At 43.7% G+C, this 16,230-nt stretch carries 17 protein-coding genes; 8 read left to right on the top strand and 9 right to left on the bottom strand.

What is annotated here, in order from left to right:
- The first annotated feature begins 3 nt into the window (after window positions 1-3).
- The gene (locus WS40_RS01725; protein ID WP_022288630.1) at window positions 4-507 is read left to right on the top strand and encodes a CarD family transcriptional regulator; all 504 of its coding nucleotides are present in this window, start codon (window positions 4-6) and stop codon (window positions 505-507) included.
- 88 nt (window positions 508-595) lie between these two features.
- On the opposite strand, the gene WS40_RS01720 is transcribed toward WS40_RS01725, so the two are convergent.
- The 6 genes from WS40_RS01720 to rimM form a co-directional block, all read right to left on the bottom strand.
- Window positions 596-910, bottom strand: coding sequence for a hypothetical protein (locus tag WS40_RS01720; RefSeq protein ID WP_046439660.1), 315 nt, complete (start codon window positions 908-910; stop codon window positions 596-598).
- A gap of 160 nt (window positions 911-1,070) precedes the next feature.
- The gene (locus WS40_RS01715) at window positions 1,071-1,823 is read right to left on the bottom strand and encodes a 16S rRNA (uracil(1498)-N(3))-methyltransferase (protein ID WP_242989174.1); all 753 of its coding nucleotides are present in this window, start codon (window positions 1,821-1,823) and stop codon (window positions 1,071-1,073) included.
- A 455-nt stretch (window positions 1,824-2,278) separates the two neighbouring features.
- The gene (locus WS40_RS01710; RefSeq protein ID WP_022288633.1) at window positions 2,279-2,551 is read right to left on the bottom strand and encodes an HPr family phosphocarrier protein; all 273 of its coding nucleotides are present in this window, start codon (window positions 2,549-2,551) and stop codon (window positions 2,279-2,281) included.
- 283 nt (window positions 2,552-2,834) lie between these two features.
- Window positions 2,835-3,575, bottom strand: a complete 741-nt coding sequence (gene trmD / locus WS40_RS01705; RefSeq protein WP_046439658.1) for a tRNA (guanosine(37)-N1)-methyltransferase TrmD — start codon at window positions 3,573-3,575, stop codon at window positions 2,835-2,837.
- A 1-nt stretch (window position 3,576) separates the two neighbouring features.
- Window positions 3,577-4,080, bottom strand: coding sequence for a hypothetical protein (locus WS40_RS01700; RefSeq protein ID WP_046439656.1), 504 nt, complete (start codon window positions 4,078-4,080; stop codon window positions 3,577-3,579).
- Complete coding sequence (gene rimM / locus WS40_RS01695) at window positions 4,080-4,586, bottom strand: ribosome maturation factor RimM (protein WP_046439655.1); 507 nt, start codon at window positions 4,584-4,586, stop codon at window positions 4,080-4,082. The genes WS40_RS01700 and rimM overlap by 1 nt, the downstream gene beginning before the upstream one ends.
- A 439-nt stretch (window positions 4,587-5,025) precedes the next feature.
- On the opposite strand from rimM, the gene WS40_RS01690 reads away from it, so the two are divergent.
- From WS40_RS01690 to WS40_RS01670, 5 genes are all read left to right on the top strand, one after another.
- Window positions 5,026-6,111: a helix-turn-helix domain-containing protein gene (locus tag WS40_RS01690; protein WP_046439652.1), complete on the top strand. Its 1,086-nt coding sequence runs from the start codon at window positions 5,026-5,028 to the stop codon at window positions 6,109-6,111.
- Between the two features lie 57 nt (window positions 6,112-6,168).
- Entirely contained in the window at window positions 6,169-6,855 is a 687-nt protein-coding gene (ftsE, locus tag WS40_RS01685; RefSeq protein ID WP_022288638.1) for a cell division ATP-binding protein FtsE, read from the top strand.
- Complete coding sequence (gene ftsX / locus WS40_RS01680; RefSeq protein ID WP_046439651.1) at window positions 6,842-7,747, top strand: permease-like cell division protein FtsX; 906 nt, start codon at window positions 6,842-6,844, stop codon at window positions 7,745-7,747. Before ftsE ends, ftsX begins: the two co-directional genes overlap by 14 nt.
- A 178-nt stretch (window positions 7,748-7,925) precedes the next feature.
- Window positions 7,926-9,383: a murein hydrolase activator EnvC family protein gene (locus WS40_RS01675; protein ID WP_243128167.1), complete on the top strand. Its 1,458-nt coding sequence runs from the start codon at window positions 7,926-7,928 to the stop codon at window positions 9,381-9,383.
- Between the two features lie 51 nt (window positions 9,384-9,434).
- Window positions 9,435-10,871, top strand: coding sequence for a murein hydrolase activator EnvC family protein (locus tag WS40_RS01670; RefSeq protein WP_325208360.1), 1,437 nt, complete (start codon window positions 9,435-9,437; stop codon window positions 10,869-10,871).
- A gap of 46 nt (window positions 10,872-10,917) precedes the next feature.
- Here the strand turns inward: WS40_RS01670 and WS40_RS01665 are convergent, their stop codons facing one another.
- The 3 genes from WS40_RS01665 to WS40_RS01655 form a co-directional block, all read right to left on the bottom strand.
- Window positions 10,918-12,408 carry a glycosyltransferase family 39 protein gene (locus WS40_RS01665; RefSeq protein ID WP_325208359.1) on the bottom strand — a complete coding sequence of 497 codons (1,491 nt, stop codon included), beginning with the start codon at window positions 12,406-12,408 and terminating at the stop codon, window positions 10,918-10,920.
- Window positions 12,409-12,647: 239 nt separating this feature from the next.
- Window positions 12,648-13,277 carry a uracil phosphoribosyltransferase gene (gene upp, locus WS40_RS01660; RefSeq protein WP_038671163.1) on the bottom strand — a complete coding sequence of 210 codons (630 nt, stop codon included), beginning with the start codon at window positions 13,275-13,277 and terminating at the stop codon, window positions 12,648-12,650.
- Between the two features lie 90 nt (window positions 13,278-13,367).
- Window positions 13,368-14,804, bottom strand: a complete 1,437-nt coding sequence (locus WS40_RS01655; RefSeq protein ID WP_046439646.1) for a uracil-xanthine permease family protein — start codon at window positions 14,802-14,804, stop codon at window positions 13,368-13,370.
- 236 nt (window positions 14,805-15,040) lie between these two features.
- Here WS40_RS01655 and WS40_RS01650 point away from each other — a divergent pair, with 236 nt between their 5' ends.
- Together WS40_RS01650 and WS40_RS01645 are read left to right on the top strand one after the other, a co-directional pair.
- Complete coding sequence (locus WS40_RS01650) at window positions 15,041-15,691, top strand: HAD family hydrolase (protein WP_046439644.1); 651 nt, start codon at window positions 15,041-15,043, stop codon at window positions 15,689-15,691.
- A 133-nt stretch (window positions 15,692-15,824) separates the two neighbouring features.
- Window positions 15,825-16,172, top strand: a complete 348-nt coding sequence (locus WS40_RS01645) for an Asp23/Gls24 family envelope stress response protein (protein WP_022288646.1) — start codon at window positions 15,825-15,827, stop codon at window positions 16,170-16,172.
- Window positions 16,173-16,230: the final 58 nt, after the last annotated feature.

Raw genomic sequence — 16,230 nt, 5'->3', positions numbered from 1 at the left:
AAAATGCTAAAAAAAGGCGACGTCATATCATATGGTACGACCGGAGTGTGCAAAGTCGAGGGCGAGTGCGAACAGACCGTCAAGGGTCAGAAAAAGCGCTACATAGTTCTAAAGCCTGTCCACCAAATCAATTCCACCTTGTATGTGCCGGTAGATAATGACGAGCTTAAAACAAAGTTCAAACCTCTGCTCACAGGCGATGAGATAGAGGAGATCATAAAAGAAATGCCCGAGGAGAGCTCCCTTTGGAAAGAAAGCAGCAGCGAGCGTGCCGAGCTTTATTCACAGGTACTTGAAAGCGGTGACAGAAAGCGACTTGCACAGCTTGTGAGAACATTGTATCTCAGACAGAAACATCTTATCGCGAAGGGCAGACATCTCCATTCATTAGACGAACGTTTTTTCAAGAATGCGGAAAATCTGCTCTTTGACGAGTTTTCAGCCGTCCTGGGCATATCCCAAGACGAGGTTTTCGACTTTATAGAAACCCGCCTGAGCAAAGCCTAAATACATACAAATGACACAAATAATATCGGCAAATAAAAAGGACAAACCACAGTGGCTTGTCCTTTTTGTTTTCATAAATGATACTCGATTATTCCTTGTCAACGTCCTCAACAGGCTCCTCGATAGCGTCGAGCTGAACTTCAACGTCAGCGTCCTCCTCAGTTGCAGCCTCATCCTCAGCAGGCTCTTCAGCCTTTTCCTCAGACTTCTCAGCGTCCTCTGCCTTGTCAGCTTCATCAGCCTTGTCAGAACACTCGTCGCAGCCGCAGCAATCGTCGAAATCCTCGTCGAGATCTTCGTAATCGTAGTTTTCAAGCTCCTTGTGCTTTTTAAATGCAAAAATAGCAGCAGCTCCTGCAGCGATCGCACCGAGTGCAGCTATAACTTTCAATCCGCTTGCCATAATAAAACGCTCCTTTTTTGAATATTCCACTCTGAACTGCGTTCAGACTATCTACAGTATAGCATATTTGTTATAAAAAATCAAGACGTTTACAAAAAATACTGATTTTTTATACAACCTGCTCAAAAAATCTCAGTAAGCTTTGACAAATTGCCCACCGCTACATATTTCCCGTAAGGCTCATTATTACGCTAAGAGCCGCCAGTGGAGCTGTCTCGCACCGCAGTATCCTAGGTCCAAGACTCACCACAGTGACCCCTGCCTGACTACAACTCTCCGCCTCATGGCTCTCGAAACCGCCCTCACAGCCAATAAACAAGCCAATAGTCTTTTCCTCGCCCTCACTGACAGGGGCAATGCCTGTCTTACTAAGGCTCACACCGCCCTTTTCGTAACACATAAAGCTCTCGTCGCACTCTTTTAGTTCACCAAGGCACTCCTCAAAGCTGATAAAATTCGTCACCTCAGGCACATATCCCCTGCCCGACTGTTTCGCCGCTTCCAAAGCTATCTTATTGTATCTCTCCACACGCTTTTCATAGCCGCTTTTTGCAGGTCTTGAAACGCACCTCGCCGTAATAACAGGCACTATCTTGTATACTCCAAGCTCCACAGCCTTTTGCACTATAAGATCCATTTTATCAGACTTAGGCAACGCCTGATAAAGCACCACATTCACAGTAGGCTCGTTTTCGCTTTTCTCAGCAGAAAGCACATCGCAAACCACTTCCTTATCAGAAATGGACAGAATTTTTGCTCTGTATTCCACCCTGTCCGCACAAACAGTTATGATATCTCCAAGTCTCATACGCAAACTTCTGCCGATATGATAAGCATCATTACCCCTGATAGAAATCGTATTCCCCGATACGCTGTCAACAAAAAATCTAGGCATATTCCCAACCAGTGTCAAGCACTGTCCTCCAATCTCAAATCACGATTTTACGCACTTTCACGACGCTTCCGTCGCTTCTTGGTATAGTATACCACACCTTCAAAAATTGTTCAACAAAGTTCACATAACTAACACAAAACTTTCATACGCAGTACATACGGGCAGGGTATTATATATTTGTCGCAAGGGACAAGACCTACCGAGGAAAGTTCCGAGAGCGGCAGTTGATTTTGGTATGTAGGCTTTTACCCCAAGCCTTCATATATACAGCTTGTAGATTAATTTCTACTAGCTTCTCCCCTATAATTTTTTATTTTTTGGCACCCACAGTTTTCTGTGGGTGTTTTTTTGTCCTGTCGAGGATATCGCAGGATGAACCTAATTTATGACGCATGACGCAAAAAAGCGGAACGCCCCACACAGAACATTCCGCTTAAATCAAACTATTCTATTTAGTTATATTCAGGGAGCGATTATCTTGCACCCTCAGCAAAGCCGCTGTCAACAAGATCAACAAGACCCTTTACTGCTGCTTCCTCATCTGGACCGTCTGCAATGATCCTGATAGTTGTGCCGCCTACGATGCCAAGTGAAAGGATTCCAAGAAGGCTCTTTGCGTTTACTCTTCTCTCCTCTTTCTCTACCCAGATAGATGACTTGAATTCATTTGCCTTCTGGATGAAAAATGTTGCAGGGCGTGCGTGAAGTCCTACCTGATTCTGTACTACTACGTCTTTTACGAACATACTGATCTCTCCCATTCATTATAATGCTGTTAAACTCCCTAATTAAGGGACTTTTTCAAGATACCCTCAGGTTATTTGATATATTTATTATACTCGACAAGTCTGCCTTAGTCAACGCAAATTTTAGACAAACAAGCGAAAAACCCGCAATTTTCAGCACAATGCTCTAAACTTTGCAACTTTTGTGATTAAACTTGTGATATATTCACAACACAGATTTTTACATTATATCACTTTGTACAAATTCATTTAACAATTATGTGAAAAATGTTGAAAACCAATGTCACTTTTTACTCTCTTTTTCTTCTAATTTGTGTATAATAGCCAAATCTTTTTCCGTCAGCGGACTTCTTTCCAACAGCTCAGGACGCTTCAAATAGGTGGCTTTTACAGCCTCCTCACGGCGCCATTTCGCTATCTCAGCATGATTGCCCGATAGAAGCACTTTAGGCACTTCCCTGTCGTGCCACACCTCAGGACGTGTGTACTGTGGATATTCTAGCAGACCATTATAATGGCTCTCGTCCTCATAGCAATCCGCCTGCGAAAGCGTTCCCTCCAGCATTCTCACAACGCAGTCCACCAGCACCAACGCAGGCAGCTCTCCGCCGGTAAGCACATAATCCCCCACGGATATTTCTTCATCAACTATTTCGTCAATGACCCTGCTGTCCACTCCCTCATAATGACCGCATAATATAAATATGCTGTCAAGCCGAGAAAGTTCCTTTGCACGCTTCTGGGTCAGCGTTTTTCCCTGTGGGGACATATAGATAACGTGAGGCTTTGCCTTTCCAGCTGTCACCGACTTGTAGCAGTTGTAAATAGGCTCGCACTGCATGAGCATACCCTGTCTTTCGCTGTAAGGGGTATCGTCTACTCTGCGGTGCTTGTCCTGAGTGTAGTCCCTGATATTATGACACGTTACCGTGAAAATATTCTTAGCCCTCGCCCTGCCTACTACGCTTTCAGAAAGATAATTCTCAAGCATTTCAGGAAAAAGCGTTGCAATATCTATGTTCAAATCAATTCCTCCATATCATGTCAAAAGGCTGGCAAGCCCAGTTTTCCGCAGCACTGTTCAAATGCTCCTGCACAGAGCCGCCGCTTTTTTCATAGTATCCTATGCCCTGCACAACACCGATAGTCACCACAATTGCGATTATTATCACCACAAATAAGCTCCATAAAGCAGACCTGCGCTTTTTCGGCTTGTTGCCCTCGTTATTATAGTATACCCTCAGACTTGTGAGCATATTGTCAAGCTCAATAAAACTCAGCCCCTCGCCCTTATATGTGTTGGCAAGCCTGTTGAATCCGCTCTCTTTTCTCAGCCTTTTTATAAGCCATTTTTCCTCAGCCCTGGGACTTCTCAGCCGTGGGCTTTCATCTATGTATGCTGTAAAAACTCTCTCGATACATTCAAGCGACTTTTTATGGCTGTTCACCTTTGGAAATATCAGGCTGAACATTCCGTCAGAATAATCTCTGACAAGCCTTTCCAAGTCCTCGTATTTGCAGAACTTCATTAATCAAAAAGCCCCTCCAACGGAGTTATCTTCATCACGCCATCCTCGATATCAGTTTCAGCCACAACTTCAGGTATTGCAGGAATAAGCCTTACATTTCCCTTTTCATCGGTTATGTGGTAAACATCGTTTGCGCCTGTCTGACTTACGTCTGTTATCTTGCCGTAGCTTTCACCGCTGTCAGCGTCGACCACTTCAAGACCTATAAGATCCTGAACAAAATAGCAGCCCTCATCAAGCTCCACATCGTCACGGTCGATATAAAGCACCCTGTTGCGAAGCTTCTGAGCCTCCTCCACAGTGTCAACACCCTTGACTTTCATTACAACGATATTCTTTGCAACTCTCGAACGCTCTATCTCCACAGGAGTACCGCTCTTATAATATAGTGTGTCAAATCCGCAGAGAAATTCAGGTCCATCACACCATGGCTGTACTTTTATCTCGCCCTTTATGCCGAACACCGATACTATCTTTCCTGCCTCAAGATATTTTTTTACGTCCATTTTGATTACCTCCCGATAACAAATCTTACAGCTTTCTTTTTATAGATTGTAACATATTTTTTTACCCTTTGCAACGCTTTAACTACGCTGTTATGCACATAGCTCAGGATATTTACAAAAAGTTTATTAATTACAATTCGGTTACTCAAAACGAACTTTACGCCCCTCTTTTGTACAAAATCACCATGAAAACCTGTGATTTAACAAAAAATTCACACATAAGAGAGCAAAATGTGTTACAATTTGTAATATATCAGACCGCAGACCAGTGCTTGAAACTGCGGTATAAAAGTTTTTTTGCATATTTTCACTATAAAACACTTGCAAAACATATCGTTTTTTGTTATAATAACAATGTGCAGACATCTGCCCTTATGGGGTAATTATGCCCATGGCAGAACTTAGGTCGAAAATTTTTGCAAGTAGAGGGGAATAACTTATGTCAAACAGATTATTTCAGAGCGTTGTTCATCAGATGCGTGACACTATCGACTACGTCATAGGCGTAATAGATGAGAACGCAACTATCATTGCCTGCTCTGAGCTTTCACAGGTCGGAACGACTAACGAATTTGTTTCGTTAGATCTGGTCGATTCACACGACATTTTTGTTAGAGACGGTTATACCTATAAGCCATTCGGTGCTCATATGAAACCTGACTATGCTGTTTTCGTTGAGGGAACAGACGAGGTGGCAGCAAAGTATGCAAGCATACTTGCCATTACTCTTTCCAGCATAAAGCAGTATTATGACGAAAAATACGACAGAAACAATTTCATCAAGAACGTAGTGCTTGACAACGTGCTGCCGGGCGACGTTCATGTTAAAGCTAGAGAGCTGCATTTCAGCGCTGACATTTCAAGAGTGGTGCTGCTTATCAGAATACTCTCCACAAATGACGTTTCAGCTTACGATGTTATCCAGAACCTTTTCCCTGACAAGTCCAAGGACTTCGTTTTCAACATCACTGAGAGCGATATCGTGCTTGTTAAGGAAGTGGCAAACGGCGTTGAGTCAAAGGATCTTGAAAAGCTGGCACGTTCTATTTCCGATACCCTTTCAAGTGAATTCTATACAAGAGTCACTGTAGGTATAGGAACAGTAGTAGAGGGCGTAAAGGATCTGGCAAGAAGCTTCAAGGAAGCACAGGTAGCTCTCGAGGTAGGAAAGGTGTTCGATACTGACAAGAATATCGTTTCTTATGACAATCTTGGTATCGCAAGACTTATCTATCACCTGCCTACAACACTTTGCGAAACATTCCTTAAGGAAGTTTTCAAGAAAGGCTCTATCGAGTCGCTGGATCATGAAACACTTTTCACTATTCAGAAGTTCTTTGAAAACAACCTGAACGTTTCTGAAACTTCAAGAAAACTGTTTGTTCACAGAAATACTCTTGTGTACAGACTTGAAAAGATCAAAAAGCTCACGGGTCTTGACCTGAGAGAGTTCGACCACGCTATCATCTTCAAGATAGCTCTTATGGTAAAGAAGTATCTCTCCGCTAACCCTGTCAAGTTCTAAGTCCTACGAGCTAAAAAGAGGCTTGCTTGCCTCTGTAAAACTAAGGCGGTGTAAATTTTGGTAGAGTTTAAAGACGTGTCCGTTACCTATTCAAGCGGTGTGGACGCTCTGAACAAAGTAAACCTGAAGATAAACGACGGTGACTTCGCTTTCGTGGTAGGTCCTTCAGGCGCCGGAAAATCAACACTTATCAAGCTGGTGCTTAAAGAAATAGATGCGACCAGCGGTACAGTAATGGTAAACGGCTTCAATCTGAAAAAGCTGAGAAGAAGAAAGATACCTGCCCTTCGCAGAACTATCGGCGTTGTTTTTCAGGATTTCAGACTTATCCCTACAATGACAGTTTATGAGAACGTGGCGTTCGTGCTGAGAGTAATCGACGCTCCTGCAAAGTACATAAGAAGCCGTGTTCCGTATGTTATAAGCCTTGTGGGACTTTCCGATAAGGCGAAAAGCTATCCGACCGAGCTTTCAGGCGGTGAGCAGCAGCGTGTGGCACTTGCAAGAGCACTTGTAAACGACCCACAGCTCATCATTGCCGACGAGCCGACAGGAAATATCGACCCTGCGCTTTCATATGAGATAGTAGAGCTTCTCAAGGGCATAAACGAGTGCGGCACTACCATTCTTATGGTTACCCACGAGCATGACCTTGTGCGCTATTTCGGAGGCAGAATTATCAACATCAACAAAGGTCAGATCGCCTTTGACGAAGTGATAGGAGGCTCCAATGAAAGCAAGTAGTTTTAGATATCTTATAAATCAGGGCTTCAAGGGCATTTGGAAAAACAGAATGATGACGTTCGCCTCTTTCTGTATCCTGCTCGTTTCCCTGCTTATGGTAGGCACTTCGGTGCTGGTTTCCATTAACCTTACAAGAATAATCGGCGGTATTGAGGACAAGAGCGAGGTTATCGTTATCGTTAAGGACGGCACAAGTCAAGCTGATATGCAGGCCCTTGAAAATAAGCTCAAAGAGGTCGGAAATATCAATACGGTGAGCCTTTATTCAAAGGACGAGGCGTGGAAAAATATGCTCAAGGGCATGACTGATGAGGAAAAGGATTTCTTCCAGTATGCTGACGATAACCCATTGCCTGACACATACAAGGTAACGGTCAAGGATATCGAGAAGATGAGCGAAACAACCACTCAGATAGAGACCTTTGACAATGTTGACTCAACAAAGTCCCCTACAGCATTTGCTGATATCCTTATCAGTATCAGAAGAGTATTTACGATAGTTGCCTTTGCGGTCATTGTGGCACTTGTTGTGGTTTGTCTGATAATCATTTCAAATACCACCAGAGCAAGCGTTTTCGCAAGACGTAAAGAGATCAACATCATGAAATATGTAGGCGCTACCAACAGCTTTATCAGGATACCTTTCTTTATCGAGGGTATGATAGTTGGTCTGCTCGCAGCCGCAGGCGCACTGTTACTCACAAAGTTTGCCTACGAGGGAATTTACAACATCTTCAATGATGACTTCAAGCTCTGGAGCATTCTCGGTGTTCAGAATTTGTATTCGTTCAAATCCCTCTTGCTCCCTGTTGCAGCATCTTATCTTATCGCAGGCGCTATTATCGGTGCGGTGGGTACTTCTATAAGCACAGGCAAGCATCTTAAAGTATAATACATTTGCCAAATATAGACATAAGGCAGGCTATGATCCAACGGGGTTTTTAGACTGCCTTTTGTTGCAGTTTAAAGCATATCCTGACATGAGATAAAAAAGAAAGAACGTGCGGGATAATGCGTTAGAGAAAGATAAAAACGTGTAAAAATGGTCTTTTTTAAGACGGAGGACAAGTATGAAAACAGGTATATTCACAATGAAGCGAGTATTGGCTTTCACTATCGCCGTAGTTGCTTCCATGACAATGCTTGCAGGCGGCACACAGCCGGTCATGACAGCGCAGAACGCTTCTGCAGAAAGTCAGGCAATAAAGAACAACAAGAAAAAAATATCCTCTGCCAAGGATAAAATAAGCGAGCTTGAACAAAAGCAGGCTGACCTTGACAAGCAGATAAACAGCACAAAGGACGATATCTCCAAGGAGGAAGAAAATCAGAAAGCTATCCAAGAGCAGATAGAAACTGTTCAGGAAACTATACTGACCCTTGAGGATTCTATCACTGACCTTGAAACTGAGATAGCCGACCTTGAAGAGGCTATCGCAAAGAGCGAAATAAAAATAAAAAACAAGAGAACTGAGATAGAAAATGGCGTTGTTGACTTCAAACAACGTCTTAGGGCAATGTATGTTGCCGGAAATAGTTCATACACCGATATTCTTATTGGTTCGACGGACTTTTATGATATGCTTATGAAAATAGAGCTTGTCAAAAGAGTGGCTGACCATGACAACACCATGATCGACGGACTTGTTGAACTTAAAGGCGAGTATGAATCTCAGGAAGCAGAGCTTGAAGCCAACAAGACTGAACTTGAAACTAACAAAGCTACCCTTGAGGAACAAAAGGCCTATCACACTGAGCAGAAGAAAAAGCTTGACGACCTTTATGCAAAAAGTCAGGCTGTTATCGACCAGCTTGAGGAAGATAAGGCGGCTTATGAAGCCAATAAGGAGCAGATAAACAAGGAGCAGGAAGACTTCGAGGCACAGCTCCAGAAGCTTTACAAGGAGCAGGAGCAGATCAAAAAGAAGGAAGAAGAGGAACGTAAGAAAAAAGAAGAGGAAGAACGTAAGAGAAGAGAGGAAGAAGAACGTAGACAACAGCAGCAACAGCAGAATAATAACGGCAATTCTTCATCTTCTAATGCAAACGGCAACACCTCTAACAGCGGTCAATCTTCTACCAATAACGGTGACTACAATTATACCGACAAGAGCCAGTTTACATGGCCTGTGCCGGGTTATTATCATATTTCCTACGGCGTGGGTTGGCGCTGGGGCGCTTATCACAAGGGTATCGACATCTGGTCTCCTGGAATAAGAGGCGCAAAGATATGCGCTGCCGCTGAGGGTACTGTTATACTCGTCAGCAACACCTGCACACACGATTATGGCAAGAACGGCTCATGCGGCTGTGGCGGTGGATATGGAAACTACTGCATAATCGACCACGGCAACGGCTACTGGACCCTTTACGGTCACTCACAGTATATGAGCGTAACACAGGGTCAGCACGTCAACAAGGGCGACGTTCTGGGTATTGTCGGCTCAACAGGATATTCAACTGGCGACCACCTGCACTTTGAGGTGCGATTGAACGGCGTGGCACAGAATCCGTCAAATTATGTATAAACAGGCAATGCCGAAAGGCCTTGCCCCACAACCAAAGGAGTCTTTTATTTCATGAACAGGCTTTACAGCTTAAAACGTATTCTCACTTTCATTATCGCATTCGCTGTTACCGCTGGCATTGCAGGAAGCAGCTACAATTCGTCTTTGAAGATAACCTCAGCGGACACTGAAAACTCGCAGGGGGAGGACTATAGCTATACTGAATCTGTGACTGACGGAGGTCAGCAAAGCGATGAACAAACAGAAAATGACGATAATTCTCAGGAGGAGTCAACAGGTTTTGACATCACACAGTATGCAGAACAGCTAAGAGAGCTATCAAAAAAGCAGACGGAAATAAACGAACAGCTCGACCAATATGATGAGGACATAGAGAAAAGCGAGAAAAAGCAGAAGCTTCTGAAAGAAAAGATAGATTCTATAAATGACGAGATAGACGTTCTCAACTCTTACATGACCGCACTGGAGCTTCAGATAAACACCAATCAGCGAAATATCGAGAAGAAGCAGGCTGAGATAAACAAGGGCATAGAGGACTTTAAACAAAGATTAAGGGCAATGTATATCGCAGGGGCGGACAGCTACACCACAATGCTTTTGGAATCAGACAGCTTTTATGACATACTCATGAGATTAGAGCTTATAAAGCGTGTGGCGCACCATGATGACACTATCATTGATAACCTTATAAAACTCAAAACTGAATATGAGGATATGCAAAAGACCCTTGACAAGCAGAAAGCCGAGTATGACGCTCAGTACACACAGTATACACAGCAGAAGGATATGCTCAGTCAGCTTTACCGCTCCAGTACAAAAACACAGCAAGAGCTTAAAGCTAAGCAGAAAAAGCTCAGAGAGCAGAACGAAGCCTATGAGGAGGAGCGTGAGCAGTTTGAGGGCAGCCTTTCTGGCATACTGAAATCATCAGGCTCAGGCGGAACAGCAAGAGATAACGAAGTTTCCGCCACAATGGCACTTGCAGATGTTAAGCTTGAGGAGCTTCACAAGGAGATAAATGACCGCCTTGACAAGGGCGAAAAGCTTGGAGATACCGAGCCTGATTACTACTTCGCATGGCCTGTTCCGGGGTCTTACTCCGTATCATCAGGCGTGGGAGCACGATGGGGCTCATATCACACGGGTCTTGACATTCCTGCGGCTCATGGCACGCCTATTCACGCTTCATGCAGTGGCAAGGTCATAAAGATAAACACCACCTGCACTCATGACTATGGCAAGGAGGAGTCCTGCGGCTGTGGCGGCGGTTATGGAAACTATGTTATCATCGACCACGGCAACGAATTCATTACCCTTTACGGACATCTCACAGAGGTAGATGTGGAGATAGGCGATGAGGTGAAAAAAGGCGACGTTATCGGCAAAATGGGTTCGACCGGCTTTTCAACAGGCGACCACCTGCACATTGAGATACGCTATCAGGGTTATATATTGAACCCTGCGTTCTATCTTGATGTTACACAATAAAAATAATCGACCTCTTATGGAAAAACATAAGAGGCCTTTTTTTATCTTATTTTGAAGCACTCGCACGCTTACAAAAACGTGAAATAATCGCTGTGATAAATCTTGTTCCTGCAGTGCAAAGAAGCATTATCACTGGGATAAATGTGACGATATATCTAGGTGGATTTTCCCAGATAAGGAAAAAGAGTATAACTCCCGTGAGAGTCACTATGCTGAAAAACAAAGCAGAATGGCGACGCTTGCCAGCGGCATAAACTGCACCAAACGCCATTGCTATGAGCATTGCACTGTGATAGCCGTCTACATAGCTACCAAGTAAGCGACTGTGCAATACCTCTCGAAGACCACCTGAGGGGTCGGAGCGTGATAGATATTTGCCATAGGAAAAACCACCGCTGTCCCACGTTCTGGCGACTTTGTGATAAGCCATTTTGCAGGCTTCATAAGGGGTGCTTATGTTTTCAAGGCGGGCTTTTATTTCCCGGATATTCGCCTGCTTTTTGGCGTCATATGTATCAAATGACATTGTGAAGTCAACGTCCTCGTCAACGTGGGTCTTGTATTCGCTGTTAAGGCTCATCATTATCCAGTGTGTAACAGGAAAACGATATCTGTCTACCATTTTTTCATCAGAGATACCCATGGCAAGACCGCCATAGTATGCCGCCTTTGACACGCCAATAAACAGCATAACAGCCGCAAGGCTCAGGATAGCTCCCCTTTTTACACCCATTTTCAGCACAAAAAATATCATCACTGAAATCAGAATTATTGCAATGCTTCCCTTTACAGTGTTTCCAAGTGCGATAAAAAGGCTTGCTATAAGAGCATAGACAACGCTTTTGGTTTTGCTTTTTTCTTTCACCGCAAGGGTCAGAAAATAAAGAGTACAGCTTACAAATATCATGCCTGCTGTATCAGAATGAAAAAACGGAGTATAAAGCAGCATAACAGGCATAAGTGCCGAAATAATGCCGCAAAAAAGCCTTTGGCTGTTAAGTTTGAATATCCTCTCCCCTGTGAGAAAGGTCATTATTACGCTAAGTTGAATAAGAATTACGTTAAAGGTCTGCCCCGCATAGATGCTCACGCCGCCGGTGAAAAGCTTCCATAAGGCGAAAAAGGGTATCTGCAAATATATCATGCCCCATGCGTTAGGGTATTTTGCAGCATAAATACGATAGCTTTCTTTGATGCTCCCCAGATCCTCACCCATGACAAAGCGTTTTGCGAACTCCCCTGTTATTTTTGGGTCAACCATTTCGTAATTGTAATAAAGATAACGCACAAACAATATCTGCAATGCAAGCAAAATCAGGCAGAAAAAAGCAAATATAAGTCTGACACGCTTTTTGGTAAGCTTCTTTTCACAGCGTTTCAGAGCAATATACAACACTATCGCCGCCGCAAGGAAAAATGGTCCAAGACAAAGCATTCGTATGTTACTGCGTTTTATGTATGAGATAAACACAGTTGCAGTGCAACAGCAGCACACGATCATGCTTGTGACCGCAAAAAATCGGCCGGTTTTCTTCACAAACATTTTTATCTCCTTATTAGGATGTATCCTCATAATATATTTTTTTACATGAGTTCGCCCTGTTTTTTTATTTTGTTCTATATTTCTACATTTGAATTATATCATCAACGGAAATAAGTTTCAATTATTTTAACAACTGAAATTGAAGGAACTTTTTAAAGTTTTTTTAGTGAATAAAACAAAAAAATCGCCGCTCTGTTGCAAAAAACAAAGCAGCGAGTATTAGTATAAGACCATTATTTTGTGCCGAAGATCCTGTCACCTGCGTCGCCAAGACCAGGAACGATATAAGCGTCCTCGTTGAGCTTTTCATCAAGGTTGCCTACATAAATGTCGATATCAGGGTGAGCCGTTCTCAGAGCGTCAAGACCCTCAGGAGCAGCGATTATGCACATGAACTTGATGTTCTTGCAGCCCTTGTCTTTCAAAAAGTCAACAGCCTGTATCGCAGATCCGCCTGTCGCAAGCATTGGGTCACAGACAATAACAAGTCGCTCGTTTATTCTATCAGGGAGCTTGCAGTAATACTCGTGAGGCTCGTGTGTGACCTCGTCACGATAAAGACCGATATGTCCTACCTTTGCAGACGGAACGAGTGCAAGAAGTCCGCTTACCATGCCAAGACCTGCCCTCAGGATAGGCACGATAGCAAGCTTTTTGCCGCAGAGCATAGGGAGTTTTCTTGTGGTTATAGGTGTTTTCACCTCAACGTCCTCTGTTGGAAGATCTCTCATAGCCTCATAGCCCATGAGCATTGCGACCTCTTCCACAAGTATACGGAACTCTCTTGTTCCGGTCTTTTCGTCACGCATAAGCGTTATTTTGTGCTTTACAAGCGGGTGATTGATGATATTTACGTTTCCCATTTTCCGATTTCCTTTCGTAATGATTTATAAATTCGCATTTTTGTGTGCAGTAACGTGCGAACACTGTTCGCCTCTGCAATTTTGTTATAATTATTTCTTGGCTGCGTTGCCTTTTTTCTTTGAGAGCATAACGTTTGTAAGAATGCCAAGGATAAGTGCTGCCGCTACTTCTGTGAGGGTTATATCACCGAATGTGAGTGTCAGACCGCCGATACCTGCAATGAGGATAACGGACACAACAAAGAGATTTCTGTTATCGTCAAGGTTTGCGTCCTGTATCATTTTAAGACCTGAAACTGCGATAAAGCCGTAAAGAGCGATACAAACGCCACCCATTACGCAGGCAGGGATAGAATCAACGAACGCAACAAGCGGGGTGATAAACGAAAACAGCATACAGCCTATTGCTGCCGCAAAGATAGTTACTACAGAAGCATTTCCCGTGATAGCAACGCAGGCAACGGACTCGCCGTATGTTGTGTTCGGACAGCCGCCGAACAGTGCGCCCGCGATAGAACCTACACCGTCGCCGAGAAGCGTTCTTGTAAGACCAGGCTCTTCAAGGAGATCATGGTCGATGATAGAAGAAAGGTTTTTATGGTCAGCAACGTGTTCTGCAAAAACAACAAGTGCAACTGGCACATAGGCTACAAATATAGTTGCAAAATATGTGAAGTCGAACTCCTTAAGACCTTTCAGACCTGAAACAAATGCAAAGTCAGGCAGGCTCACAAATGTTTTCAGTGAAACGCTGCCGTCTGTGAGCATATAGCTGCTGAAAACGCTGAAATCTACTATTTTAAGGGCGTCAATATTACATACATTGCCGATAGCAGTGAAGATAGCTGCGGCTGCATAGCCTGCGAGGATACCGATTATAAAAGGTATAAGTCTGAGTGTTTTCTTGCCATATGTTGAGCAAAGCATTACCACTGCGAGGGTAATAAGACCGCAGATAAGAGCCACATATGACGAACCTACAGGCACGTTGGATACAGTTTCGATTATCTCAGGTGTGCCGCTGTCGGTGGAGACTGCATACTCTGTTACCTGCTTTGTTACGTCGCCCTTGACGAGGTCGCCGATAGCATTTCCTGCAAGGGAAAGTCCGATTATAGCAACGGTCGGTCCTATTACCACCGCAGGCATGAGCTTATTGAGCCAGCCTACTCCAACAAATTTTACTACTATTGCGATAACGACATATACAAGTCCTGCAAGGAATGCACCAACGATAAGTCCAAGCATACCAAGCTGCATTGAAACACCGCCTGCAAAGGCCGCCGCCATTGAGCCTAAAAAAGCAAAGGACGAGCCAAGGAACACAGGGCTTTTTCTTTTTGTAAAAAGGATATAAACTATAGTTCCCACACCTGCACCAAACATTGCAGCCGCAGGAGTAAGACCGTTGCCGATAATAAGCGGCACAGCGATGGTCGCCGCAAGGATAGCCAGCATCTGCTGAAGTGCGAACACTACCAGTTGACCAGCCTTTGGCTTGTCTGAAACATCAAAAATAAGTTTCAAAATAACACCTCATTCATATTTATTCTTTTCCCATATACAAGGAAAAACACTTCTTTTCGGCGGCTTTTCCGACACAAACCACCTTTTTAATTTTAACTTATAACAATATTTTTGTCAATGAGCTAAATGCCGTATTTCAGCAGGATTTTTTGTGCGTAATTGCCCATTTTCTTTGACAAATAAGCTGTTTTGCGTTATAATAGCAATTGATATATTGTATTATGTGAGGTAATGACATGAAAAATTACAGATATGTTCTTTTTGACCTTGACGGCACGCTTACTGAGTCGGGCGAGGGCATAATAAATTCGGCTGTATACGCACTGAAAAAGTTCGGCATAGAGCCTGAGATGAGCACAATGACAAAGTTTCTCGGCCCGCCGCTGAAAGACTCTTTCAGGGATTTTTACGGCTTTGATGATGAAAAATGCGAGCAGGCTGTTAAATACTACCGTGAATATTACACCACCAAGGGCATTTTCGAGAACCGTGTTTATGACGGCGTTGAAGAATGTCTTAAAAAGTTGTCAGAGGCTGGGCTTCACCTTGCGGTGGCGACTTCTAAGCCGCAGGTCTTTGCTGTAAAGATACTGGAGCATTTTCACCTTGCGCAGTATTTTGACTACATAGGCGGTGCGGAGCTTGACGGCTCTAGGAGCGTAAAGGCGGACGTTATCGTGCACACTTTGAAAAACTGCGGAGTTAATGACCGCTCACAGGTGATAATGGCAGGCGACAGGCATCATGACGTGCTTGGTGCAAAAGCTCTTGGTATAGATTGTATCGGTATGCTTTACGGCTACGGCACAAGAGAGGAGCTTTCGAAGGCAGGTGCGGTGTATATAGCCGAAACGCCTCTGGAAGCCGCAAAATGGCTTCTGGGATAAATTTGACAGGTGTACAAAAGAGCGAAAACCTATTGCAAAAGTCAAATGTTTATGATATAATAAAATAAATTATTATGTGGCGGCATAAGAAATAAGCTTGTGATCCTGCCACGATCAAGAGGAGTTGTTTTCTGTGATAAAGTTTCGCAACCACATTGGAACTATAGGTATATCCACTGGATATCTCAGACAGCTTATCTCGGATACTGCCGAAAGCTGTTTCGGCGTGGCAGGACTTAACGCCTATGGTGCAAAACAGGGCGTTTCTGCAATGCTAAAGAAAGAGAACACCACAAAGGGCGTTATAATCCGTCAGGACGGGGACGAGCTTATCGTTGACCTGCACATCACTGTGAACTACGGCATAAATGTCGGAGCTATCGTTGACAGCATCATTCACAAGGTAAATTATGTTCTGACAGAGCAGGCAGGGGTCAACGTTAAATCTGTGAACGTTTACGTTGACGAAATGAAAGGCTGAACGTCCTAGGATATCTATAACAGTATAGGAGGAAAACTATAGTGAATAGGAGGAAAAC

The sequence above is a fragment of the Ruminococcus sp. N15.MGS-57 genome, from assembly GCF_000980385.1.
In the GTDB taxonomy this organism is placed as follows: domain Bacteria; phylum Bacillota; class Clostridia; order Oscillospirales; family Ruminococcaceae; genus Hominimerdicola; species Hominimerdicola aceti.
This window is presented reverse-complemented; position numbering and strand designations above follow the sequence as displayed.

Excerpts from the sequence above, each read along its gene's own strand:
- WS40_RS01675 (WP_243128167.1), top strand. The coding sequence starts at position 7,926 with ATGAAAACAGGTATATTCACAATGAAGCGAGTATTGGCTTTCACTATC.
- WS40_RS01690 (WP_046439652.1), top strand. The coding sequence starts at position 5,026 with ATGTCAAACAGATTATTTCAGAGCGTTGTTCATCAGATGCGTGACACT.
- upp (WP_038671163.1), bottom strand. The coding sequence starts at position 13,277 with ATGGGAAACGTAAATATCATCAATCACCCGCTTGTAAAGCACAAAATA.
- rimM (WP_046439655.1), bottom strand. The coding sequence starts at position 4,586 with ATGGACGTAAAAAAATATCTTGAGGCAGGAAAGATAGTATCGGTGTTC.
- WS40_RS01720 (WP_046439660.1), bottom strand. The coding sequence starts at position 910 with ATGGCAAGCGGATTGAAAGTTATAGCTGCACTCGGTGCGATCGCTGCA.
- WS40_RS01725 (WP_022288630.1), top strand. The coding sequence starts at position 4 with ATGCTAAAAAAAGGCGACGTCATATCATATGGTACGACCGGAGTGTGC.
- ftsX (WP_046439651.1), top strand. The coding sequence starts at position 6,842 with ATGAAAGCAAGTAGTTTTAGATATCTTATAAATCAGGGCTTCAAGGGC.
- WS40_RS01710 (WP_022288633.1), bottom strand. The coding sequence starts at position 2,551 with ATGTTCGTAAAAGACGTAGTAGTACAGAATCAGGTAGGACTTCACGCA.
- WS40_RS01650 (WP_046439644.1), top strand. The coding sequence starts at position 15,041 with ATGAAAAATTACAGATATGTTCTTTTTGACCTTGACGGCACGCTTACT.
- WS40_RS01700 (WP_046439656.1), bottom strand. The coding sequence starts at position 4,080 with ATGAAGTTCTGCAAATACGAGGACTTGGAAAGGCTTGTCAGAGATTAT.
- WS40_RS01670 (WP_325208360.1), top strand. The coding sequence starts at position 9,435 with ATGAACAGGCTTTACAGCTTAAAACGTATTCTCACTTTCATTATCGCA.